Here is a 24,348-nt window from a genome sequence, read left to right on the forward strand (position 1 = left end):
AAGAAAATACTATTGGAATAATAATTATACTCAAAAGAAGAAACAAATAAAGGGTTTATTTTTTTTTTTTTTTTGAACTAATATTAAATATAAATTAGAACATTAAAAAATATTAAGAAAGAAGCCGTAGTACAAATGATAAAGAAAATGATTAAGAAACATCCAATTTTAATCTTGTTAGTAACTTTTCTAACAATTTCAACCAATGCACTGGAAACTGTTGCTAATTTGATACTTGTTTATGCAATAGATACTATCATTGATCGTAAAGTAAAACTTTTCTTGACGTTACTGGCAATAATGATTTTAGGATATTTAATCCATTGGGTAACTGGTTATTATACTCGAGTTCTCGAAGAAAAATTGATCCAAAAAGAGAATCATGATATACGGCAAAAATATATGGAAAATCAGATGTCCACGGCTTTAGAAAACGACTTAGATTCCGATAAGATGATTAATGTGGTCACTAATGATGTTCTGTTGTTCGACCAACAATACTTAAAGGGATTTTACGAATTATTCAATTGTATCTTCGGTATCGTTTTTTCAGCGATTGCTTTGGTTTACTTACATTGGTCACTTTTGCTTCTATCAATCGTGATGACAGTTTGTTTGTTGCTAGTCCCTAAAATCGTTGGTAAGAGATTAAGAACCACAACGAAGAATATTTCTAATAATAATGACGAACTGTTGAAGAAGTTAAATGATTGGACTAAAGGATACAAGGATTTATTGTGGAATGGTGCGCTTTTCCAACTGTGGAATCAAACTCGGCACCAGTTTCACAAATTGGAGAATTCGTATGTTGATCAAAAAAAGGCACAACAGACTGCGGCCCAATTAGGAGCTTTTATAAATATAGTGGCACAAGCTGCAATAATTGCATTAGCTGGTTATTTAGCAATCAAAAGTATAGTTTCTATTGGTGTTGTAATGAGTGCCGGTAATCTAGCTTTTCAGTTGTTTGGGTCAGTTTCTGTAGCAACAGATAGCATTATTCTTTTACAATCTGGATCTTCAATCAAAGATAAAATTGAGTCATTAACAAAAGACATTCACGTCAATGATTCCGAAAAGAAACAAAATCAAAGTGCCTTGGATGATGTTAAAAAGATTGAATTGAGTAATTTATCTTATACATATAAGAATGGCACACGAATAGCATATCCTGATATTAAGATAGATAAAGGAGATAAGGTCGTAATAACTGGACCAAGTGGAAGCGGAAAAACAACGCTCATAAACCTTTTGACCGGACGAATGAACAATTATAATGGTTCATTAAAATTGAATGATATTGAGTATTCTAATTTTAATAAAATTTCATTTTTAAAAGTATTCGGGATACAGCCTCAAAAATATCATATATTCAACGATACTATTTCACGAAATATTACCTTGTCCAATGGAAATTACAATCAAGAACAAATAGATAGAGCAATTCAAAAAGCACAGTTGACACAAAAAGTATCGACCTTGCCTAAAGGGTTAGACACATTGATTAGTTCTGGAAGCGAAACTTTATCTGGTGGTGAACTACAGCGGGTATCTTTGGCAAGATTCTTTATAAGAAAGCGTCCAGTTCTAATAGTTGATGAAGGGACCTCTGCCTTGGATAAAAAGAATGCTGAAAAAGTAATGGACGTACTAGTTAAGAATAAAGAATTAACATTATTCGTAATTACACACAGCATTGATCAAAGCATACTTAGATTATTTAATAAGCAAATTGATCTTTCAGAATAAATTAATGTAGAGGTACTATTCGATTAGAAATCACTTATTAGAATTACTTTGGCTTTTTTAGTGATTTTAAGTAATAGTTGTCCGTACCAATAAGAAATAATGATAAAATGAGAATAGTTGAATTGTTTTGGTAAGGAGGTGAGATGTTTATTGGAAACAAAATACGAAATGGTCGAAAAAGATATCAAAGAAAAGATTTTATCTGGTTCTTATGCCATCAACGATAAGCTACCGACTGAATCAGCTATGATGAAAACTTATCAAGTCAGTCGTTACACGATTAGACGAGCTATCAGTGACCTTGAAAATGAACAATTTATTTATACGATTCAAGGCGGTGGGATGTTTGTCGATGATTGGCAAAAGAAAATACGTCAAGAGCCCTTAGAGAATAAGCAGATTGGTGTAATCACAACCCATATTGCTAATTATATTTTTCCCAATATAATTACGGGAATTGATCGTTATATTTCAAACGAAGGTTATACGATTCTATTAGGGAATACCCAAAATGATCCTGAGAAAGAAAGAACTAGTTTAGAGGGAATGCTCAACAGTAATATTTCGGGATTAATCATTGAACCGACACAGAGTGCGTTGAGTAATCCTAATAAGGACCTCTTTGATCAATTAGCAACATCAAAATTACCGACAGTTTTTATTAACTCTCACTATCCTAATTTGAAATTTAATTATATTGAAATGGACGATGTTGCTTCAGGCAAGGAAGCTACGGATACCTTGTTTGCAATGGGACATAAGCGGATTTTAGGAATCTTTAAAATTGATGATAGTCAAGGGGTTCATCGTATGAATGGCTATATTAATTCATACCAGACTCACAGTCAGTATTCATATTTAAGTGAGATCGTCATGTATCAATCAACTGATAATCTACATGCACTTTTCCAAAGAATTGAAACCATCTTTAGACGTGAAGACCACCCAAGTGCCGTTGTGTGTTATAACGACCAATTAGCGATCCAAATAATGGATTTGATTCGGACTCTGAATCTCAAGGTTCCTGATGATATTTCAGTGATTGCTTTTGACAATTATCAACTATCGAAGTACATTGCTCCCAAGTTGAGTACCGTTCAACATCCTAAAGAAAAGATGGGTCGACAGGCAGCTAAAATGCTCTTCGACTTGATGGATGGAAAGAAGGTACCTCCATATATAAAGTATGAACCAGAAGTAATTCTAAGAGAATCGACACGCAAGATTAATTAAATATGCTAGAAAATAATTTTAAATAAGCGACAACAATCGAATTGTGATTGTTGTCGCTTATTTTTTAGATGAAATTTATTTTTGAAAGATTAATTATAATAATAAATCCATTGATACGTACGAATATCAATGGATTATTAAATTGTTATCAGTATAAATATGCTAGAAAGCAATAATACAGCCTTGATTTATCCGTACAAATAAAGTAAGATGACTTTGTTGAAGAAAACGGTTACAAAATTGTTTGTTAAATAAGGAGGTATGACTTATGGGAAATTCAAAAAAGATTTCACGAGGCTTTATTTACTTCTTTGGTTCATTCGGAGGAATTCTATTTGGTTATGATATTGGTGTAATGACTGGTGCTTTGCCATTCTTACAGAGTGATTGGAATCTTCAAAACAGTGCCGGAGTAGTTGGAATGATTACATCGGCCGTGATGTTTGGAGCTATCTTTGGTGGAGCTTTGGCCGGGAAATGGTCAGATAAAATTGGGAGAAGAAAGATGATCTTGATTTCAGCATTAATTTTTGCTGCAGGATCTTTACTATCAGGAGTTGTTCCCAACAATGGTCAGTATTATTTAATAGCCGTTCGAATTTTTCTAGGATTGGCGGTTGGTGCTTCTTCCGCTTTGGTACCAGCTTATATGTCAGAAATTGCACCGGCTAATTTAAGAGGACGGTTAACCGGAATCAATCAAACGATGATCTGTACGGGAATGTTACTTTCTTATGTAGTTGATTTCTTACTTAAAGGTCTTCCGGAACAATTTGCTTGGCGCTTGATGCTTGGATTAGCAGCTGTACCCGCAGTTATCTTGTTCTTAGGTGTCTTGAAACTACCAGAATCACCAAGATTTTTGGTTAAAAATAATCGTCTCGATGAAGCTAAGACGGTTTTGTCATTTATTAGACCAGCAGATGAAGTCGAAGCGGAGTTAAAAAATATTCAAGAAACAGCAACAGATGATAAGGCAGCAACAAACAATGTATCGCTCAAAACAATGTTTAGTGGAAAATATCGTTACTTAGTAATTGCCGGTATCGGTGTAGCAGCCTTTCAACAATTTCAAGGTGCCAATGCAATCTTTTATTACATTCCATTGATCATTGAAAAAGCTACTGGAAGAGCCGCAAGTTCAGTTTTGATGTGGCCTATCGTACAAGGAGTATTGCTGATACTGGGATCATTATTGTTCTTAGTAATTGCCGACAAGTTCAATCGAAGAACCTTGTTAACACTTGGTGGGACTGTAATGGGATTATCATTTATTTTTCCAGCAATTTTAAATTTGTTATTTCCAAATCTAAATTCAATGACAATTATTCTTTTCCTAAGTATTTACGTGGCATTTTATTCCTTTACTTGGGCACCACTAACTTGGGTACTTGTGGGCGAAATATTCCCCTTGGCAGTTAGAGGCCGAGCATCAGGAATCGCTTCTTCAGCTAATTGGGTAGGATCATTTTTAATTGGATTGATGTTCCCAATCATGACTGAACATATGCCCCAAGAAATGGTATTTGCTATTTTTGGAATAATTTGTTTACTCGGAGTTTTGTTTATTAGAACTAGAGTACCTGAAACTAAAGGACATACATTGGAAGAAATTGAGCAACAAGGTGTTGTCAAAGAAAACGATAACAAAAATAAATCTATAAAGAGTTCTGCTATCAATAATTATTAGGAAGTGATTTGGATGAATTTAGTTGAAATATCAAAAGCCATTGCGACAGGTCATACTTCTTTAGGAATTGAACTAGGATCGACCAGGATTAAAACAGTTTTGATTACAGAAGACTATAAGACTATCGCCACAGGTAGTTATAACTGGGAAAACCAATATCAAGATGGTATCTGGACCTATTCGCTCGATGATGTTTGGAAGGGAATTCAGAACAGTTATGCTGCAATGTCAGCTGAGGTCCAAAGCAAATATCATAAGCCAATATTAAAAATAGGTTCAATTGGAATCAGTGCGATGATGCATGGATATTTAGCCTTTGACAAAGCCGATAAGTTGTTAGTTCCATTTAGAACTTGGCGCAATAATATTACAGCGGATGCGGCCAAAGAATTGACTACCGCATTTGATTTCAATATTCCTCAGAGATGGAGTATTGCTCACTTATATCAAGCTATTTTAAATGACGAACCACATGTAGCTAATATTAATTTCATGACTACTTTGGCAGGCTATGTTACTTGGAAAATTTCTGGAGTTAAGGTTTTAGGAATTGGCGATGCTTCAGGAATGTTTCCGATTGATGAGAAGACAGGTTCTTATTCACAGAATATGTTAGATAAATTCGATAATTTAAAATTGGTTAAGAAATATCCTTGGCAAGTTGAAGATTTATTACCTGAGGTAAAAAAAGCTGGAGAAATGGCTGGAAAGTTATCTTCACAGGGAGCTAATTTACTTGATCCTACAAAGAAACTAACAGCAGGCAGTATCATTGCTCCTCCAGAAGGCGACGCTGGAACTGGTATGGTCGGGACTAATAGTGTTCGTGAACGAACTGGTAATATCTCTGTTGGAACATCGGCTTTTTCAATGGTCGTATTAGAGAAGCCTTTGAAGAAGGTCCACAACAATATTGATGTCGTAATGACACCTGATGGTTCAGCTGTAGCAATGGTCCACGTTAATAATTGTTCATCTGATATTAATGCTTGGGCGGGATTGTTCAAAGAATTTGCTACGAGATTGGGAGTTCATCTTCCAGCCGACAAATTATATGAAGCTTTGTTCTTGGAAACTACTAAATCTGATCCGGATGCCGGTGGCTTAGTAAATTACGGCTATCAATCAGGTGAGAATATCACTGATATAAAAGATGGTCGGCCACTATTTGTCAGAACACCAAATAGCAAGTTCAATCTACCTAACTTTATTTTGACGCAGCTATATTCAGCCTTTGCACCTTTAAAAATTGGAATGGATTCTTTGAGCAAAGAAGAAAACATTAAAACAGATGTGATGATTGCTCAAGGTGGTCTCTTTAAAACACAAATAATGGCGCAACAAGTTCTTTCAAACGCTTTGAATTTGCCAATTACAGTTATGGAAAATGCTGGCGAAGGTGGACCTTGGGGCATGGCAATCTTAGCAATGTACGCCAAAGATAGTCACGGATTGAAATTAGGCGATTACTTAGATAAAAATGTTTTCACAAATTCAGAAAGTATGACTTTAAGTCCAGAACCCACAGGAGTTAAAGGATATGAAAAGTTTACACAGCAATATATTTCAGGATTATCAATTGAGAAGATTGCTGGAAATTTGAAAGGAGAAAATAATGCTCGAAAAGTTGAAGCAAGAAGTCTATGACGCCAATATGCGTTTACCAGCTTTAAATTTAGTTACGTTTACTTGGGGGAATGTTTCAGGAATTGACCGTGAGAAAGGTTTGTTCGTTATCAAACCATCTGGTGTGGAATATGGATCACTGAAACCTCAAGATATGGTGGTTGTTAATCTAAAAGGTGAAGTTGTAGAAGGCAATTTGAATCCTTCTAGCGATACGCCAACTCATACAGTTTTGTACAATGAGTTTCCTGATATTGGTGGTATCGTCCATACTCATTCACCTTGGGCAGTCTCATTTGCTTCTGCTAATATGGATGTCCCTGCAGCCAGCACTACTCACGCTGATACTTTTTATGGGGATGTTCCAGTCTCTGATCCTTTGACGAAAAAAGAAATTGAAGAAGGATATGAAGAGAATACTGGTAAAGTTATCGTTCGTACTTTCAAAGAAAGAGGTATTGACCCAGAAGCAATTCCAGCTGTATTAGTAAGTCAACATGGTCCATTTGCTTGGGGTAAGACGCCTGATAAAGCCGTTTATAACGCTAAAGTTTTAGAGGTGGCTGCGGAGATTAGTTATCACGCATTGCAGCTTACTAGAGATGATATTAGAGTTCCACAATACTTATTAGATAAACATTATTATCGAAAACATGGTAAGAACGCCTATTACGGCCAAACGAATGCTAAATCGAAAACACATGCTGAACACGTTTTGAATAATTAAAAATGGGAGAAAATATTATGAAGAATATGAAAGATTATGAATTTTGGTTTATTACTGGTAGTCAATTCTTATATGGACCTGAAACTTTGAAATCAGTTGAAAGAGATGCTAAAGAAATTGTTGATAAGTTAAACGAATCCAAGAGCTTGCCTTACCCAATTAAATTCAAGTTGGTTGCAACAACAGCTGACAATATCACTAAAATCATGAAGGAAATTAATTATAACGACAAGGTAGCTGGTGTGATTACTTGGATGCATACTTTCTCACCTGCCAAGAATTGGATTCGCGGAACTAAATTATTGCAAAAGCCGTTGTTACATCTAGCTACTCAAAAATTGAATTATATTCCTTATGACACGATTGATTTTGATTATATGAACTTGAACCAATCAGCTCATGGTGATCGTGAATACGCCTTTATCAATGCTCGTTTGCACAAAAACAACAAGATCATCTCTGGTTATTGGGGAGACAAAGACATTCAAAAAGATATTGCTAAATGGATGGACGTTGCTGTCGCTTACAATGAATCCTTTAATATCAAAGTCGTTACTTTTGGTGGCAAGATGAGAAACGTTGCTGTTACTGATGGTGATCGGATTGAAGCTCAAATCAAATTTGGCTGGACGGTCGATTACTGGGGTGTAGCTGATTTAGTTAAAGAAGTAAATGCTGTTTCTGAGAGTGATATTGATAATAAATATAAAGAACTTCAAAATGAGTACGATTTTAACGAAGGCGACAACGCTTCTGAAAAATTTGAACACAATACTAAGTATCAAATTAGAGAATACTTTGGTATTAAGAAATTCATGGATGACAGAGGCTACACAGCTTTCACAACTAACTTTGAAGATCTAGAGGGCTTGGAACAATTGCCAGGATTAGCTGTTCAACTTTTGAATAAAGAAGGTTATGGATTTGCTGGTGAAGGTGACTGGAAGACAGCTGCTTTAGACAGATTGCTTAAGATTGCTGCTCACAACAAACAAACTGGATTCATGGAAGACTACACACTCGACTTACGCAAAGGACATGAAGCTATTTTAGGCTCACACATGTTGGAAGTTGATCCAACAATTGCTTCTACTAAGCCAAGGGTTGAAGTACATCCACTAGATATTGGTAATAAAGCCGATCCCGCAAGACTAGTATTTACTGGTTCTCAAGGGGATGCAGTCGATGTAACTATGGCTGATTTTGGTAAGGAATTTAAATTGATTTCTTACGATGTTGAAGGAAATAAGCCAGAAAAGGAAACACCACATCTACCAATCGCAAAACAACTTTGGACACCTAAACAAGGTTGGAGAAAAGGTGCAGAAGAATGGCTAACTGCTGGTGGTGGACACCATACCGTTCTTTCATTCGCTATTGATTCTGAACAAATAACTGATTTGAGTAAGATGTTTGGCTTAACTTATGAGAATTTGAATTTGAAGTAACTAACAGGGTAAAAAAAACATAAAAACTGGCAAAATCCTACAATTATATCTATAGGATTTTGCCAGTTTTTATTTAGAGATATTTCAAAGAATTTATGTAAACAGATTATCCGAACAATTCAATAGGAATCGTTGACTTGGTTCGTGAAACAAGCTATGTTTAATGCAATAAATGAATAAATGGGAGAAATAATATGTTTACACCTGAAGATATTTTAGAAAAAAGTATCAATGCGGGCGTGGGTAAATTGAAGAAATCGCTGATTGCCAAGATGATTCTTGGTTTTATCGGTGGTGCAATGATTTCAATCGGTTTCTTGGCCTATGTCAGAGTTAGTGCTTCAATTCCGAAAGACCTAGCAAGTGTAAAAGCTTTTGTGGGGGCAACTGTCTTTCCAATTGGGCTGATTATTATTTTGTTAGCTGGAGGGGAACTAGCTACAGGAAATATGATGGCAGTTGGATCAGCTATTTTTGCCAAGAAACTGTCGATTAATGACTATTTGAAGAATCTAGCGATAATCACGTTGTTTAATTTCTTGGGAGCAATTTTTGTAGCTTACTTTTTTGGTCATGTAGTTGGTTTAACACATGTAGCACCATTTCAACAAAGCGTGATTACCATAGCCGCAAGTAAAACCAGTGCGAGTTTCCTATCCGCTTTTATTTCCGGTATTGGCTGTAACTGGTTAGTTGGCTTAGCCGTTTGGCTGTCTTATGGAGCTAAAGACGCGGCTGGTAAGATTATGGGGATTTGGTTTCCAATCATGATTTTTGTAGCCATTGGGTTTCAACATAGTATCGCTAACTGTTTCATTATTCCAGCAGCCATTTTCGAAGGTGGCAGTACTTGGAATTTGTTCTTGCAAAGCTTTGTTCCAGTGTACTTGGGTAATATTCTTGGTGGATTGATTTTTGTGGCTGGTTTTTATTACTTAAGTTATCAAAATCGACACCATTCGAAATATAGAAGTAAAGTTTTACAATTTCTCATGAATTAGGTTCAAAATCAGTTCTACAAAAACAATTGGAATCGATTGACCATCTGTTACAGAACGATTGGCAAAAGTTGCTCCTGGTAAAGTAATCGTATTAGGAAAAATTTTTGTTAGTTCAGCTTTGGGATTGGTCGTTATTAAAAAAGAATTCTTTGGCATGTCGTTAGCAATATCTGGTAAAAATTGAGCAAAATCATGCTTGTTACCACTGGCTGAAAAGAGGAGTAAGGTAGATTTCTTGGTCATTGTTAAGGCGATGTGGGCGGAATTGATATAGTCGTTGGAATAAAGGGACGGTTTACCTAGGTCGGATAGGCCATAATATAATTCTTTTGCAGGAAATGACGAGTAGTACGTTCCTAATAGATAATTTAATTCATCATTCATCAAACAATTAATTAAATTGTTAATCTGGTTTTGATTTACTTGCGATATTTGATTGATGACTCTGACATAATCATTTAAAAAGGTGCTAACTAAGCTGTTGGCATCTTTTTTTTGCTTGCCGCTGTGTAGGAAGTGAATTACTTCAAAGCGAAAATCTTTATATCCTTGAAAACCTAAGGTTTGGCAAAATCTCAAAACAGCGGAGGTTGAGGTTTTGGCTTCTGTAGCTAGTTTGGTGATAGTGAAGGTTTCAATATTCTCTGGATGATTAATGATATAGGCACTAACCTTTTGTTCAGATTTAGAAAATTTCTCTTGTTGGTTTTTTATATTGACGATGATATTCATTAATGGTGTACCTCGATTAGATTAAGTAATTTTACTTTACTGGTCTATGAAAATATTGTCAATTTATTTCAACAATTTTGTTGACAATGATAATACAAATAACTTATGATAAAAATATCATATGGAAATGACAAAATTGTTAGGAGGATAATGATATGTCAAAAGAATTGCCAAAAGGATTTCTCTGGGGCGGAGCTACCGCAGATTTCCAATATGAGGGTGGCTTTGAAGAAGGTGGACGAGGGATCTCTTCACATGATTATGAAACTGACGGGTCAAAGGACCATCCTCGCCATCACACAATGAAGATGCCTGATGGAACAATTATTGAACCTAACAGTTCCTTTATTTTGGCGGATCCTGTTCCTAAAGATGCACAGCCAGTATTTTTAGATGATCAGTATTATCCAAGCCACAAAGCAGTCGATTTCTATCATCACTATAAAGAAGATATTAAACTCATGGCAGGTATGGGTTTTAACGTTTATCGCTTTTCAATTTCTTGGAGTCGAATTTTTCCAACTGGAGAAGAGGAACAACCAAATAAAGCGGGCTTAAAGTTTTACGATGATGTTATCAATGAAATGGTTAAATATGGTATGGAGCCGTTGATCACAATTTGTCATGATGAAATGCCAGTCAATTTAGCTTTAAAATATGATGGTTGGAATTCTAGACGTGTGATTGACGATTATGTAAAATACGCCAAAGTTTTGTTTGAACATTTTGGCGATCGCTGTAAGTATTGGTTAACTTTTAATGAAATCAATGCTGTTCGTGGATTCGGACCAACTGGAGTTCGCAATTCACAGGGACAAGATCGCTATCAGGCTGATCACAATATGTTTGTGGCCTCTGCTAAAACCGTTAAAATGGGTCACGAGATGATGCCAAATAGCCAATTTGGAACGATGTTTGCGATGAGTGCGGCTTATGCTGCTACTTGTAAGCCGGAAGATATGTTCCATTCCTTACAAGAAAACCGTGAGAATTGGTATTTCATTGATGTTATGGGACGCGGTTATTATCCTAAATATGCTGATGAACTTTTGCAGCGGCATAATGTTGAAAAATTACAGATGGAACCAGAAGATACCCAGATTCTAAAAGAAGGTCAACTTGATTTTATTGCTTTTAGTTACTATCGTTCCAGCACAACTAAAGCTGGGGATGAATGGTTTAATGTTGGTGGCTCTTCAAACCCTTATTTGAAAGAAACGCCTTGGGGCTGGCCAGTTGATCCATTAGGATTGAGATATACAATGAATGAAATTTATGATCGAATTCAAAAACCAATTTTTATTGTTGAAAACGGAATGGGAGCAATCGACCAAGCTGATGAAAATGGTTATGTGGAAGATGATTATCGAATCGACTATTTGAAAGACCATCTTAGTGCCATGTCTGATGCTATCAATATTGACCACGTACCATGTTTGGGTTATACGATGTGGGCACCAATTGATCTAGTTTCCCTATCTACTGGAGAAATGAAGAAACGCTATGGTTTCGTTTATGTCGATATGGACGACAAAGGAAATGGTACTTTGAAACGGACACCTAAAAAATCTTATAAATGGATGAAACATATTATTGAAACAAATGGTGCAGCTTTAGACGAAACAAATTAGTAGAAAATAGAGCGGAACATAACAGGTTCAGCTTTCGAGTATTAAGACAAATGGACTAGGGTAATCGTACTTTGGTTCTTTCTTAAGTTTGTTTATTCAGATTAATTTAAGCTAAAAATAGCATCTATATTATTGAAAAAAGTCCCTGAAGAGTGGCGCACGGACAAATTTCTATATATAGGTGCCATTTGTGTTTTCATCATTAAAATATAGAACCACTATCTAGTCCGGAATAACAAAGTAAATTGGCTCAAATGTGAAATTATTCTTAGCAACTTGTTGCTTAGAATAAGGCCGAGCTTGAAGACTTTGCCCGATTTTGGGTTTAGCAAAGGCTCCAAGTCGTGCCCACATTGTTCCAGCCAAATTTGCTTTGCTATGGAGGACGGAATTTTTTACTAATCAAAGTTAAGAAAAAGCCGTACTTTGATTACCCTGGTCTATTGTTTTAAGTGGAAAATAGATTTGTTTGATTAATTATTTTTGTAAACTAGATAATTTCTCAAAGTCTTCACTACTCAAGTTAACATTGGCAGCATTGAGGTTATCCTTCAAATGATCTAATGAACTTGTTCCAGGAATTGGAATAATGTTCTTTGAACGCTTCAATAACCATGCCAAAGCAATTTGTGCAGGACTAGCATTGTATTTCTTAGCAATGTCTTCCAAAGGACTGTTGGTCTTAGCTAGATTACCAGTATCTAGTGGGAACCAAGGCAAGAAGGCTATATTGTTTTCTTCGGCGTAATCAACGATTCCATCATCATCCTTGTGGTGACCAACATTGTACATGTTTTCGACTGCATCAATCTTAGCAATCTTTTGAGCAGCTTTTAGTTCGTCAAGTGAAACTTGGCTGATACCGATGTGCTTGATTTTTCCTTCATCTTGCATTTTCTTTAATTCGCCAACTTGATCTTCGATAGGAACGTGGGAATCAATTCTGTGCAAGAACAATAAGTCCTCATGGTCACGATGGAACATTCTTAATGAAAGTTCTACTTCTTGACGAAGAAAGGCAGGCACACCAACCGGAGTCCATTCATTTTCACCAGTTCTAACTTGTCCAACCTTATCAGAAATAAAGATCTTATCTGAATCTGAATATTCTTTCAAAGCCTTGGCCAAATATGAATCAGCAGTCCAAGGACCGTAGGAATCAGCTGTATCAATGAAGTTAACTCCTAGGTCAAAGGCATTCTTGATCAAATCGACGGCGTGATCGGGATCTTTATATGGACCCCAAACTCCTTTACCAGTTAGTTGCATGGTACCGTAGCCTAGGCGATTAACAATAAAATTATCATCAAATTTGAATGTTCCAGCATTTGCTGCGTTATTTTTATCCATCAAAATTCCTCCTAATAATTAACTATTACAATAGTTAGATTAATTAAGTAGTTCATTTTATACAAATATTTACTCCGGAAAATATGAATATTATTGTCACGCAATATGATGTGTTGATATTTTTGAATTGGTTTCGGAATAGTGGTAACATTATATAACTTTAATTTAAGAGGTTACTATGACAGATAAATCTAAAATCAATGAACTAGATGAAAAGAAGATTGAACAGGCACACCTCGATGATGTGGTTGAAAAGATTAAAAAGTCTGAGGATCAACTTCAAGAACATATGAATGTTGCCGAAGAGGATTTAAAAGTTATCAATAACGCTTTTGATGATATTCATTTAGGAATGGATGGCGATTCGATTTCAATGGACGCTGCCCTTTCCATTCACCAGCAACAACAGATGTTGGATGAGCGTAATAATAGTTGGCAACAGTCTAAACAACGTTACGGAATTTTGAAGAAGCTAGAAAAGAATCCATTCTTTGCGCGACTTGATTTTCAGGAAAAAGGTGAACCAAGGGAAGAGACAGTTTACATCGGTTTAAGCTCGTTTACTGATAAAAATGATCATTTTTTGGTTTATGATTGGCGAGCTCCAATTTCTTCTATTTATTATGATGGAAAATTAGGTAAAGTCACTTATATGACTCCTGATGGTGAACAAGAAGTTAATCTATTTTTGAAGCGTCAATTCTTAGTTGAAGATGGCAAGATCAAGGCTTACTTTGATACTCAAGAGACAATTGGGGATCAGATGTTACTAGAAGTTTTGGATGGTAAGTCTTCGACTCATATGAAGGGTATCGTCAAGACGATTCAAAAAGAACAGAACAAGATTATTCGAGACACTACTTCTAAGTTATTGTTTGTTCAAGGAGCAGCAGGTTCTGGTAAGACTTCAGCAATTTTGCAAAGAATCGCCTATCTACTATATAGATACCGTGGGACTTTGACCTCTAGTCAAGTTGTCATGTTTTCGCCTAATTCGCTTTTCAATGACTATATCAAAGATGTTCTTCCAGAAATGGGTGAACAAAATATGGTCCAGATGACTTACAAACAATTCTTGGCACGTCGGTTGCCTAACTTGTCAGTCGAAAGTTTGTCGCAACAATTCGAAACAGTGGTCGATACAGCTAATAAAAATATTAGTAAATTTGTTTCCGATATTGAGTTCTTCAATATTTTGACTAACTACAGCAAGCTACTTGATCAAAGTGGCATGGCTTTTAAAAATATTAAATTCCAAGGTAAAGTATTCATCCCTAAGGAAAAAATTCAAGAAATCTACTATAGTTATGGTCCCCAATATAATCTAGGTAATCGCCTAGACGCAACGGTCGATCGATTGATCAAGATGCTACATCGTAAAATGGGTGCGGAGATGCGTTCTAATTGGGTGTCTGAACGAATTGAAAACTTAGACAAAGAGCAGTTACAAGCACTTTATAATGCGGCTGATCAAGAGTTTAAGAATGGTGACGAAGAGAAGAAGTTTTTGGCCCGTAAGATTGTGGCAGTGACGATGCAAGGCGTTTATAAGTACATCAAGCATTTGCGCTTCTTGAACGTGGCTGGGAACTATTTGAATTTCTTGAAGGCTGTTCCTAAAATTGTTGATTTAGAGCAACGTGGCATTACGAAAGAACAGTGGGAAGAGTACACGACCAATTTCGTTAAGTCATTCAATAGTAAACAAATTTCCATGAATAACCTAAGTCCTTATCTCTATCTATATGATTTGGTAACTGGTAAACATGGTGAACTGGATATGAAATTTGTCTTCATTGATGAAATTCAAGATTACACACCATTCCAATTAGCCTATATGAAATATAAATTCCCTCGGGCTAGATATACGATGTTGGGTGATTTGAATCAGTCCATCTTCACTAAGAAGAATAGTCAGACCTTGTTATCTGAAGCCCAGAGTTTGTTTGAAGCTGATGAAACTAGAGTGGTTCAATTGGTTCATTCGTATCGTTCAACCAAACAGATTACTGACTTTACGAAAGCCATTTTGACCAATGGACAAAAGATCGAACCCTTCAATCGAGAAGGCGATTTGCCTAACTTGTTTATGGCTGATAGTGAGTCTGAGTCACTTAAACAAGTGATGACGCAATTGAAGGTTAATGATAAGCGTAAGTTCACGACAGCTATTATCGCTAAAACTTTGGAAGATGCCGATCATCTGCATGAGCTATTGGAAGAAAAAGGCGTTAAATCAACCTTGATTCGTTCTGAAAATCAAAGATTGGCAACAGGAACAATTGTTTTGCCATCATTCTTGGCTAAAGGATTAGAATTTGATGCTGTAATTATGTGGGATGCTTCTAAAGATAAGTTTGATGAAGATGAGCAACAATTAGTTTATACGATTGCTTCACGGGCAATGCATAAGTTGACTATTGCTTCTATTGGAGAATTGTCACAGTTATTGCAACGAGTACCTGAGAAATTCTATACGAGGGAAAAATAAGATATAGCTAAATTCCTAATTTCTTTAAGTATGCCGTCGTCCACAAAATCCCTGTGGTTTGCGCTGTTACGTGAATCAGGTGCGTAATGATTTCAAAAACAAATAATAAAACCCTGATAGGATTCTAAAGTGCAACACAAAAGTTAGACAAAATTGAATATTGTTAAGCTGATAAGGCATGTTCCCTGTATTCGCGGGGAGTCATGCCTTTTGTTTTTCTTGAGATGCGTCGATTGTTAAACCAATCGACGTACTCCTTAGAAAGTTTCCTAAATTCTTTCATATCTTTACAAGGTGGAAATCCATTGAGACATTCTGTTTTGAATAGATGAAAGAAACTTTCGATTGGCGCATTGTCGAGACAATTTCCTTTGCGAGACATGCTCTGTATAAATCCATCTTCAGAAAGCCTATCAGTATAATAATTTAGTTGATAATGCCAGCCTTGATCTGAATGTATCACTGGGTTGCTTCCTTTAGGTATAACTGTCGTTAATTCATTTAATGTATCCATAATTAATTTACTATTGGGACTATTACTTACTTGGAACGCTAGAACTTCTTTGCTTGCCTCGTCGGTAATTGCGGAAACATAAGCCCATTCGTTATCCCTTAAACGAACTTGTGTGACATCTGTATGCAGGACTTTAAAGGGCTCAGTTTCATTAAACTGTTGATGTAAAATGTTGTGTGCGACCTTTCCAACAGTTCCTTTATATGAGGAATACTTTCCATTTTTATGACGATTATAAAGATTTACTTGAACATTTAACTCATTCATCAAGCGACGAGCTACGGCATCTGCTATGTGAATATCTAGTTTAATTAATCCTTCTTGTACGCGACGATAACCGTAGGTTAGGCGTCCACGACATTTTCCACTTTCAGTAATTTTTAATATTTCAGTTTTTATATCTTTGTACTTATCTACATGATTTTTGATATGTTTACGCTCATCATGGTAAGTGGCCTTTTTAAGTCCAATGGCCTTAAGAATATCGCCTATCTTATACCGTTCTGCTTTTGGAAGAGACTCTTGTTCTACCCTGATCTGATCAACTATTTGTGTTTTTTTGCGTCCTTTGAAGTTCCGAACAGGGTCATTGATTTTTTTAAAATATCATTCTCCAACTTTGTGTCATATAATTCTTGATTCTTCTTTGCGAGTTCCTCGCGAAGTTGATCTAATTCATTCTTGTTTATTAAATGACGTAATTTCTTTTTATCATTTTTCACTTTGGATTTTCTGCCTTTCGGATGAGACTTCAAGGCTTCTATGCCATGTTTATTGAATGCCGTTCTCCAGGAACTAATCTGACACTTGTTAACATCAAATCTGGCGGATACTTCAGCTAAAGTTTCATCATGAGTTTGATAGTAGTTTATCACATCAATTTTAAATTCAGCTGAAAAGCTCCGTTTAGTTTTTTTTCGCTTAAGCGAGTCTACGCCGCTTAAGCGATATTTTTGAATCCAGAAACTGACTTGCCGTTTAGGTAAATTATGTTTCTCTGAGAGACTTTGCATGCTGGTTCTACCTTGGAGGTATTCACCAACAACCTCTGCCTTTAATTTTGAACTGTATTTAACCATATAAAAAGCGCTCCATAACTGTTAGATTTCTTGTCTAACAATTATGAAGCACTTTATTCTATCAGGGTATTTTTTTAATAAATAGTGCTGTTATTCAAAAATTATATGTCTAAATCTATCTGAATAGAAAAAGAAATTCAGTCGGGAGCAAAATCCCTGTGATGGCTCAATAGCCAAATTATTCTTAGCAACTTGTTGCTTAGAATAAGACCGAGTTTTGAGATTTTGCGAACTATGCAAAAGCTCAAAATCGTGTCGGTTATGTTCCAGCCAATCACAGGGATTTTGTGGACGACGGCATACTTATACCAATTTCAATTCATGAGTTCTTCAAAATATCTTTAAAAAATTCGATAGTTATATCAACTAACGGCTTTAAAATAGCTGACATCAATAATAGTAGATCAACAAACAATAATTGGACTAGCCAAGTGGTCGACATGTCTGTTGTAATGTGGAAGTATAGCGCAAATAATCCCAAGAATACCGCCACGAAAACGAAAATATAAGTGATAGTTAATCTTGTAATTTTCTCTGCAATGTTTTCTTTGAGTTTCATGGTTTTTTCCTCCTCAATGGAAATAATAGCCCTCTTTGGTAACGCTTTCATTATAACATTTTTGCGGAATGATAAGTTAAAAGCTTGCACTTGACCTGATAAAATAGATATAGTTTAGGGTATTGTAATTAATTTTGATTGGAGATGAGAATGTGTCCCAGTCCACTTACTGGAATCGCATTGCAGAAAAAGCTAAAAAAGAACAGCGTCCATTTTTTAGTTTGGCACCAATGGAAGCTGTCACTGGTTCAGTATTTCGTCGTGTCGTTATGAAAGCAGCGTCACCGGATGTTTTCTATACTGAATTTACGAATGCTTTAGCCATCACGCACCCTTTAGCTAAGGAGGCTACGAAGGGACGTTTATATATTGATCCTAAAGAGAGCCCTAAGCCAATCGTTCAACTCTGGGGTAACTCTGGTGAAGACTTTGCTAAAGCAGCTGTAGAAGTTAAGAAGCAGGGCTACGAGGCAATTGATATCAATACTGGTTGTCCTGATATTGCTGTTATAAAAAATCATAGTGGAAGTGATTTAATCCGCCATTTTGATACAGCTAAAGAAGTAATCGAAGGTGCTCAAAAAGCAGGATTACCAGTCAGTGTTAAGACTCGCTTAGGCTTTAGTGAAATAGACGAATATAAAGATTGGATTCCTTTCTTGCTAGAACAAAAAATTCCAGTTTTAACAGTCCATGTTAGAACTAAAGAAGAAATGAGTAGGGTTCCAGCACATTATGAATTAATTGATGATTTAATTAAAATGCGTGATGAGATTGCGCCAGATACGCTTTTACAAATTAACGGCGATATTATGAATTATCAAGAAGGAATCAAATTAGCCCAAGAACATCCCGGTGTAGATGGCATTATGATTGGCAGGGGAATTTTCTCCAATCCTTTCGCCTTTGAAAAAGAGCCACAACAACATTCAAGTACTGAACTTTTGAGTTTGTTGCGTTATCAACTTGATTTGTATGATGAATTCGTAGCCAAGGGCATTCCTGGACACTTTGCACCATTGCAAAGATTCTTTAAGATCTATGTTCGTGGAATGAAGCATGCTGCTGAGATTAGAAATGACTTGATGCAAACTAAGACTACCGATGATGCACGTAAAGTTATTGATAAGATTGAAAATAATGGATACTAAAAAATAGACCAAAGTAATCGTAATTGATTACTTTGGTCTATTGTCGTAATGCGCAAATCTTCGTATGATTAACTCAATAAAGTTAGAGTGACACGATTCAAACGTTTCGACAGTTCAAACAATTTATCATAAGTAGGATCTTTTTGATAAAGAGCAATCTTGTCTTTTAATTGTTTCTGTTCGAATTGTGAGAAGTACGTTTTCAGATCGTGATTACCATAGAGCGTGGCTAATAGAGCAAATGATTCTGGCGAGATTTTATTAGAAGTTAAAATTTCCTTACGCAAGTTGGTAACTAATTCTCGTTTAACACTGCGATTAGGCAAATAATTGTTCGTTTTAAAAACCAATCCAGTTACAGCTTTAGTTACATCAACTTTGTTGACTAGTGAGTCACCGATTTCGTTGTAGATGATTCGAGTGATCTTTTCATTCGTAGCCATAGCTCGCAAAACATGCGTGACACTTTTACCTTGATTCTTATTGATAATTTGGAAAAACTCGTTGAGATATGTTTTGTCGTCGGGCAAAACCTTATTAATGATGACACTATTATCGGTTAGATCGATGATATCGTTTAAAGCTAAATCAAAAAATGAACTTTCAGCTAAATAGGCACGACGTCTGGTATTCTTAAAGATTCGGATACTACCTTTTTCATTACACGATAAAATAAAATATTTTTGAGGAATATTTAAATCCATAAAGTGCTCCTTCAATTTGACACCAACTCGTTTTGATTAGCCAGTGTGGCTTTAATTTCTGGTATTAATTCGTCTTCTAAAAGATTATAACCTTGTTTGGTAAAGTGCAAACCGTCTGCCTGCAACAATTCGTTAAGATTGTTAGTATTTGCCATTTTATGTAGCAAGTCAATATACGATACGTCTAGTTGCTTACTCAAATGTTCAGTCACTAATTCGAATTGTAGTTGACGTGTCCATGGTCTAGAACTATCCTTGCGCCAATCCGTAAAGGGAGGAGAGAGCAAGATGATTTTTTGACTCCCCAAGGTTTCAATAATATTGGTTAGATTAGCCGCAAATTTTCCAGGTTTGATTTCGTCGTCTATCGAGATATCATTGACACCAAACCCTAAAATAATCACTTTAGGATCCAATCTTTTGATCCGATCAACCCGTGTCATAGCATTATTGGTCTTGTAGTCGGCAATCGACATATTAATGACTTCGTAACCTTGAAAGTCCTTGCGAATGCGCTTAGCTAAAGTGTCACTAGGCTTGCCATTGCGAAATCCCATCAAAGTCGAGTCCCCAAATAATACTATTCTTTTCATATATTATTTTCCTTTTTTAAAAAAGTTCTATACTATACTAGAATACCAGAAAATAAATAAAAGTTAATTACTATATTAGGTAGGTTTAACAATATGCAGAGTTTAGCTAACTATGATGAGTTCTCAAGACAAGAATGGGAAAATTTTCATGGCGAGTATAAGAAGCAAGCCATCACCGATGGAGAATTGCGTAAGATCAAGTCTTTAGACGATGAAATATCAATTGCTGATGTGAAATCAATCTACGCTCCAATTCGACATCTATTACATATATACTTAAAGAATTATCGCAAATTAACCAAGTTGAAGAATGAATTTTTGAATAATGGAACTAGAAAAGTTCCCTTCATTATTGGAGTCTCGGGTTCTGTAGCCGTGGGTAAGAGTACAACCGCTAGATTATTAAAAATTATGCTAGAGCGTGCTTATCCACAATATAAAGTTTCCCAAATGACAACTGATGGGTTCTTGTATCCTAGTAAGATCCTAAAAGAACGTCATTTAATGGATAAAAAAGGCTTTCCTGAGACTTATGATATGTCGAAATTATTGGAATTTTTAGGCGAAGTCAAAACTAAAGGTGGAAAAATTAAGTATCCACTATATTCCCACAATATTTATGATATTATTCCGGGAAAGTATGAAGAATTGGATAATCCTGATATTTTGATTGTTGAAGGGATAAATGTTTTACAATTGCCCCATAAGGAACAGATCTATGTCAGTGATTTCTTTGACTTCTCTATCTATATTGACGCAGAAGTCGAAAATATCGAAGAGTGGTTTTTAAAACGTTTCGAAACATTGTTGGATTTAGCTAGAGATGATCACAATAGTTATTATTATCAATTTACGCAGATTCCAAAATCTGAAGCTATGCAGATGGCTCATGACGTTTGGGATACGATCAACTATCCTAATTTGCGTGATTACATTAAGCCAACAATGAACCGCGCAGACTTGATTTTGCACAAGTCAGAAGACCATCAGATTAATAAAATTTACCTTAGAAAATATTAAGCGCTCACAATATATGACATGGAACGCAATTTCGTATACAATAGAATAAATAAAAAAAGTGGGGGAATTTGATTTGAGCAAGCAATGGCCAGATGCTGATAGCATCATTGTTCTAGATTACGGTAGTCAATATAATCAATTGATTACTCGTAGAATCAGAGATATTGGGATATACTCTGAATTACTACCAAATACTATTACTGCTAAAGAAGTTAAAGAAATCAATCCTAAGGGTATTATCCTTTCCGGTGGACCAGATAGTGTCTACGATAAGGGTGCCTTTTCAATCGACCAAGACATTTACAAGTTAGGTATTCCTATCTTGGGTATTTGTTATGGTATGCAATTGATGTCTTATAACCTCGGTGGTAAAGTCGAATCAGCTAGCAACCGTGAATACGGTCACGCCGATATTACAGTGACTGATAAAGATGCTGCATTATTCAAGGACTTACCTGAAAAGCAATATGTTTGGATGAGTCATGGTGACCTCGTTAAAGAAGCTCCTGAAGGATTCAAAGTAGTTGCTACAAGTAAGAACGCACCTATTTCATCAATTGCTGATGATAAACGTAAGATGTACGGTGTTCAATTCCATACCGAAGTTAGAAATACTGAATTCGGTTCAGAAATTTTGAAGCACTTTGCATTTGACGTTTGTGAAGCTAAGTCTAACTGGTCAATGGATGATTTCATTGATCAACAGATTCAAAAGATTCGTGAAACTGTCGGTGACAAGAAAGTTCTTCTTGGTTTATCCGGTGGGGTCGATTCTTCTGTTGTTGGTGTATTGCTACATAAAGCTATCGGTACACAATTGACAAGTATCTTCGTTGATCATGGCTTGTTACGTAAGAATGAAGCTGATCAAGTTATGGATAGTTTGAAGGGTAAGTTTGGTTTGAACATCATTAAAGTTGATGCTCAAAAACGTTTCCTCGACAAACTTGCTGGAGTAACTGATCCTGAAAAGAAACGTAAGATTATTGGTAACGAATTTATCCAAGTGTTCAATGATGAAGCTCAAAAGCTTGATGGAATCGACTTCTTGGCTCAAGGTACACTTTATACTGATGTTATCGAAAGTGGTACAAGTACTGCTCAAACAATTAAATCTCACCACAATGTTGGTGGACTTCCAGAAGACATGCACTTTAAGTTAATCGAACCATTACGTACTTTGTTCAAGGATGAAACCCGTGAGTTAGGTGAAAAATTAGGTATGCCACACGAATTAGTATGGCGTCAACCATTCCCAGGTCCAGGACTTGGAATTCGTGTTATCGGTGAAGTTACCGAAGAAAAATTACAAATCGTTCGTGATAGTGATTGGGTTCTTCGTGATGAAATCGCTAAAAACGGTCTAGACGAAAAAATTTGGCAATACTTCACAGTCTTGCCAGGTATTCGTTCAGTCGGTGTCATGGGTGATGGCAGAACATATGATTATACAATCGGAATTCGTGCCGTTACATCAATCGACGGTATGACAGCTGACTTCGCTAAGATTCCATGGGATGTACTTCAAAAGATCTCAGTTAGAATCGTAAACGAAGTAGACCATGTCAACCGCGTAGTCTATGACATTACTTCTAAGCCGCCCGCAACAATTGAGTGGGAATAAAATTCCGTAGAAAAATATGAGAACTGGACATAATATGGTCAGTTTTCGAGTATTAAAACAAATAAGCCAAGATAATCGTATTTTGATTACCTTGGCTTATTTGTTTTAAACAGAAAAGTATATTCCAAACCCAATTGATAAAAAAATAAATAGTTATATCAAAATGAAATGGAATATACCAATTAGGCTAGATAAAATATTCTCAGGTAGAATTTTATGATTTATTGAAATTATATTTCCTCTACCATAAATAGAAAAGAGGAAAACGTGTTTATGAGAATATTTAAGAAATTATTGAGAGCCATTTTGGGCTTAATACTTTTAGTTGGATTAGTAGGTTGCTCTACTCAAACTAGTTCTGAAAGTAAGGAAAAGGTTGATACATCAAGCTCGAAGAAAACAGATACAACTAAGAAAAAAAACTCTGAAAAAATGAAGAAAGAAAAATCTGAAGAAAAAGATACCGAGGAATCAGAGAAATCAGAATCAATAGATGATTCTCAAGAAGAAAGTGAGGATCAAGAATCTAATGATGATGATTCTGAAAGCACAGATGAAGATTTAAGTTTTTCAATGGAATCTGATTATCAGACAGTACCAATGGAATATACATCAGCTCTAACAACTGCAGAGTCCTATGCAACAGATATGAATATGTCTAAGCAGGGAGTATATGAACAATTAACTTCGGAGTATGGGGAAAAATTCTCCAAGGAAGCTACCCAATATGCCATGAATAATATTAAAATTGATTGGAATGAAAATGCCTTAAAAACAGCTAAATCATATCAAGAAGACCAATCTATGTCTCCGGAGGCAATCAGAGACCAATTAACTTCAGAGTATGGAGAAAAATTTACACCAGAAGAAGCTAACTATGCAATCAGTAATTTGAATAAGTAATAACTTGATTCTCATTTCATGAGGGATTAACCAATCAGTTGATGTTTGGGTTCTTCTTATATTGTAAAATTGTATCCATTTATATATAAAGGCTAACTGGGGTCAAGGATGTGAATAATGATTTAATAAAAGCAAGTAATGAATGTAAATAAATCTTTACTCTAAATTCACGTAACTTTTACATGGACTTGTTAAAATAAAAAGCATTAAATCAATATGAGGTCAAAAATGAATATTCACTTGTATAAAGTTTTACTCGATTTTATTTCTTTAATTATAGTGGCGACCTTTTCAGTCTCTTTGACAATGTACCATTTAAAAGCTCAACTGTTTAATGTAAAAAATATACTCATATCAATGATGATATTTATTATGATTTTTTTGATAATAATTAAGTTTCATTTTATGTATTATTTATTGATATTAATTTTTTCGTTTTGTATACTATTCGATACTTATAAATGCACTAAAAATAAATCATGATTTTTGGAAGACAACTTTGAAAAATATACGTTGGATTTTT

21 protein-coding genes are annotated in these 24,348 nt (G+C 35.5%); 13 read left to right on the forward strand and 8 right to left on the reverse strand.

The features are described 5' to 3' along the window. Positions 1-135 precede the first annotated feature (135 nt). From LA20249_RS08815 to LA20249_RS08845, 7 genes are all read left to right on the forward strand, one after another. Entirely contained in the window at positions 136-1,749 is a 1,614-nt protein-coding gene (locus LA20249_RS08815; RefSeq protein ID WP_057737991.1) for an ABC transporter ATP-binding protein, read from the forward strand. Positions 1,750-1,899: 150 nt separating this feature from the next. After that, a complete protein-coding gene (locus LA20249_RS08820; RefSeq protein ID WP_083477894.1) occupies positions 1,900-2,982 on the forward strand; it encodes a GntR family transcriptional regulator in 1,083 nt (360 codons plus the stop codon). A 268-nt stretch (positions 2,983-3,250) separates the two neighbouring features. Beyond that, positions 3,251-4,672: a sugar porter family MFS transporter gene (locus LA20249_RS08825; protein WP_057737989.1), complete on the forward strand. Its 1,422-nt coding sequence runs from the start codon at positions 3,251-3,253 to the stop codon at positions 4,670-4,672. 12 nt (positions 4,673-4,684) lie between these two features. Beyond that, positions 4,685-6,319 (forward strand): xylulokinase, encoded by a 1,635-nt coding sequence (locus LA20249_RS08830; RefSeq protein WP_057737987.1) that lies wholly within the window; start codon positions 4,685-4,687, stop codon positions 6,317-6,319. Further along, positions 6,288-7,025, forward strand: coding sequence for an L-ribulose-5-phosphate 4-epimerase (locus LA20249_RS08835; protein WP_057737985.1), 738 nt, complete (start codon positions 6,288-6,290; stop codon positions 7,023-7,025). The genes LA20249_RS08830 and LA20249_RS08835 overlap by 32 nt, the downstream gene beginning before the upstream one ends. Positions 7,026-7,042: 17 nt before the next feature. Beyond that, a complete protein-coding gene (araA, locus tag LA20249_RS08840; protein WP_057737983.1) occupies positions 7,043-8,473 on the forward strand; it encodes an L-arabinose isomerase in 1,431 nt (476 codons plus the stop codon). Between the two features lie 194 nt (positions 8,474-8,667). Then, positions 8,668-9,474 (forward strand): formate/nitrite transporter family protein, encoded by an 807-nt coding sequence (locus tag LA20249_RS08845; RefSeq protein ID WP_057737981.1) that lies wholly within the window; start codon positions 8,668-8,670, stop codon positions 9,472-9,474. Here the strand turns inward: LA20249_RS08845 and LA20249_RS08850 are convergent. After that, the gene (locus tag LA20249_RS08850; protein ID WP_057737979.1) at positions 9,454-10,206 is read right to left on the reverse strand and encodes a MurR/RpiR family transcriptional regulator; all 753 of its coding nucleotides are present in this window, start codon (positions 10,204-10,206) and stop codon (positions 9,454-9,456) included. The two genes, LA20249_RS08845 and LA20249_RS08850, sit on opposite strands and share 21 nt — an antisense overlap. A gap of 155 nt (positions 10,207-10,361) precedes the next feature. Between LA20249_RS08850 and LA20249_RS08855 the strand changes: the two genes are divergently transcribed. Beyond that, positions 10,362-11,837: a glycoside hydrolase family 1 protein gene (locus LA20249_RS08855; RefSeq protein WP_057737977.1), complete on the forward strand. Its 1,476-nt coding sequence runs from the start codon at positions 10,362-10,364 to the stop codon at positions 11,835-11,837. Positions 11,838-12,059: 222 nt separating this feature from the next. On the opposite strand, the gene LA20249_RS11680 is transcribed toward LA20249_RS08855, so the two are convergent. Then, positions 12,060-12,203 (reverse strand): hypothetical protein, encoded by a 144-nt coding sequence (locus tag LA20249_RS11680; RefSeq protein WP_157054432.1) that lies wholly within the window; start codon positions 12,201-12,203, stop codon positions 12,060-12,062. A gap of 111 nt (positions 12,204-12,314) precedes the next feature. After that, a complete protein-coding gene (locus tag LA20249_RS08860) occupies positions 12,315-13,187 on the reverse strand; it encodes an aldo/keto reductase (protein ID WP_057737975.1) in 873 nt (290 codons plus the stop codon). 178 nt (positions 13,188-13,365) lie between these two features. Here LA20249_RS08860 and helD point away from each other — a divergent pair, with 178 nt between their 5' ends. After that, positions 13,366-15,678 carry an RNA polymerase recycling motor HelD gene (helD, locus tag LA20249_RS08865; protein WP_057737973.1) on the forward strand — a complete coding sequence of 771 codons (2,313 nt, stop codon included), beginning with the start codon at positions 13,366-13,368 and terminating at the stop codon, positions 15,676-15,678. A 163-nt stretch (positions 15,679-15,841) separates the two neighbouring features. On the opposite strand, the gene LA20249_RS08870 is transcribed toward helD, so the two are convergent. From LA20249_RS08870 to LA20249_RS08880, 3 genes are all read right to left on the reverse strand, one after another. Next, a complete protein-coding gene (locus tag LA20249_RS08870; protein WP_335583114.1) occupies positions 15,842-16,786 on the reverse strand; it encodes an IS3 family transposase in 945 nt (314 codons plus the stop codon). Further along, positions 16,738-17,271 carry a helix-turn-helix domain-containing protein gene (locus LA20249_RS08875; RefSeq protein WP_101836851.1) on the reverse strand — a complete coding sequence of 178 codons (534 nt, stop codon included), beginning with the start codon at positions 17,269-17,271 and terminating at the stop codon, positions 16,738-16,740. The genes LA20249_RS08870 and LA20249_RS08875 overlap by 49 nt, the downstream gene beginning before the upstream one ends. A 319-nt stretch (positions 17,272-17,590) precedes the next feature. After that, positions 17,591-17,830: a hypothetical protein gene (locus LA20249_RS08880; protein ID WP_057738961.1), complete on the reverse strand. Its 240-nt coding sequence runs from the start codon at positions 17,828-17,830 to the stop codon at positions 17,591-17,593. A gap of 152 nt (positions 17,831-17,982) precedes the next feature. On the opposite strand from LA20249_RS08880, the gene LA20249_RS08885 reads away from it, so the two are divergent. Further along, positions 17,983-18,981, forward strand: a complete 999-nt coding sequence (locus LA20249_RS08885; RefSeq protein ID WP_057738959.1) for a tRNA dihydrouridine synthase — start codon at positions 17,983-17,985, stop codon at positions 18,979-18,981. Between the two features lie 68 nt (positions 18,982-19,049). Here LA20249_RS08885 and LA20249_RS08890 read toward each other — a convergent pair whose 3' ends face one another. Both LA20249_RS08890 and LA20249_RS08895 read right to left on the reverse strand, forming a co-directional pair. Continuing rightward, positions 19,050-19,685 carry a GPP34 family phosphoprotein gene (locus tag LA20249_RS08890; RefSeq protein ID WP_057738957.1) on the reverse strand — a complete coding sequence of 212 codons (636 nt, stop codon included), beginning with the start codon at positions 19,683-19,685 and terminating at the stop codon, positions 19,050-19,052. An 11-nt stretch (positions 19,686-19,696) separates the two neighbouring features. After that, positions 19,697-20,278: an SGNH/GDSL hydrolase family protein gene (locus LA20249_RS08895; RefSeq protein WP_083477923.1), complete on the reverse strand. Its 582-nt coding sequence runs from the start codon at positions 20,276-20,278 to the stop codon at positions 19,697-19,699. 93 nt (positions 20,279-20,371) lie between these two features. On the opposite strand from LA20249_RS08895, the gene coaA reads away from it, so the two are divergent. The 3 genes from coaA (at position 20,372) to LA20249_RS08910 (ending at position 23,825) form a co-directional block, all read left to right on the forward strand. Further along, positions 20,372-21,298 carry a type I pantothenate kinase gene (coaA, locus tag LA20249_RS08900; RefSeq protein WP_057738953.1) on the forward strand — a complete coding sequence of 309 codons (927 nt, stop codon included), beginning with the start codon at positions 20,372-20,374 and terminating at the stop codon, positions 21,296-21,298. A gap of 73 nt (positions 21,299-21,371) precedes the next feature. Further along, the gene (gene guaA, locus LA20249_RS08905) at positions 21,372-22,922 is read left to right on the forward strand and encodes a glutamine-hydrolyzing GMP synthase (protein WP_057738951.1); all 1,551 of its coding nucleotides are present in this window, start codon (positions 21,372-21,374) and stop codon (positions 22,920-22,922) included. 273 nt (positions 22,923-23,195) lie between these two features. Beyond that, complete coding sequence (locus tag LA20249_RS08910) at positions 23,196-23,825, forward strand: Ltp family lipoprotein (protein ID WP_101836895.1); 630 nt, start codon at positions 23,196-23,198, stop codon at positions 23,823-23,825. Positions 23,826-24,348: the final 523 nt, after the last annotated feature.

The sequence above is a fragment of the Companilactobacillus alimentarius DSM 20249 genome (assembly GCF_002849895.1).
Classification (GTDB): domain Bacteria; phylum Bacillota; class Bacilli; order Lactobacillales; family Lactobacillaceae; genus Companilactobacillus; species Companilactobacillus alimentarius.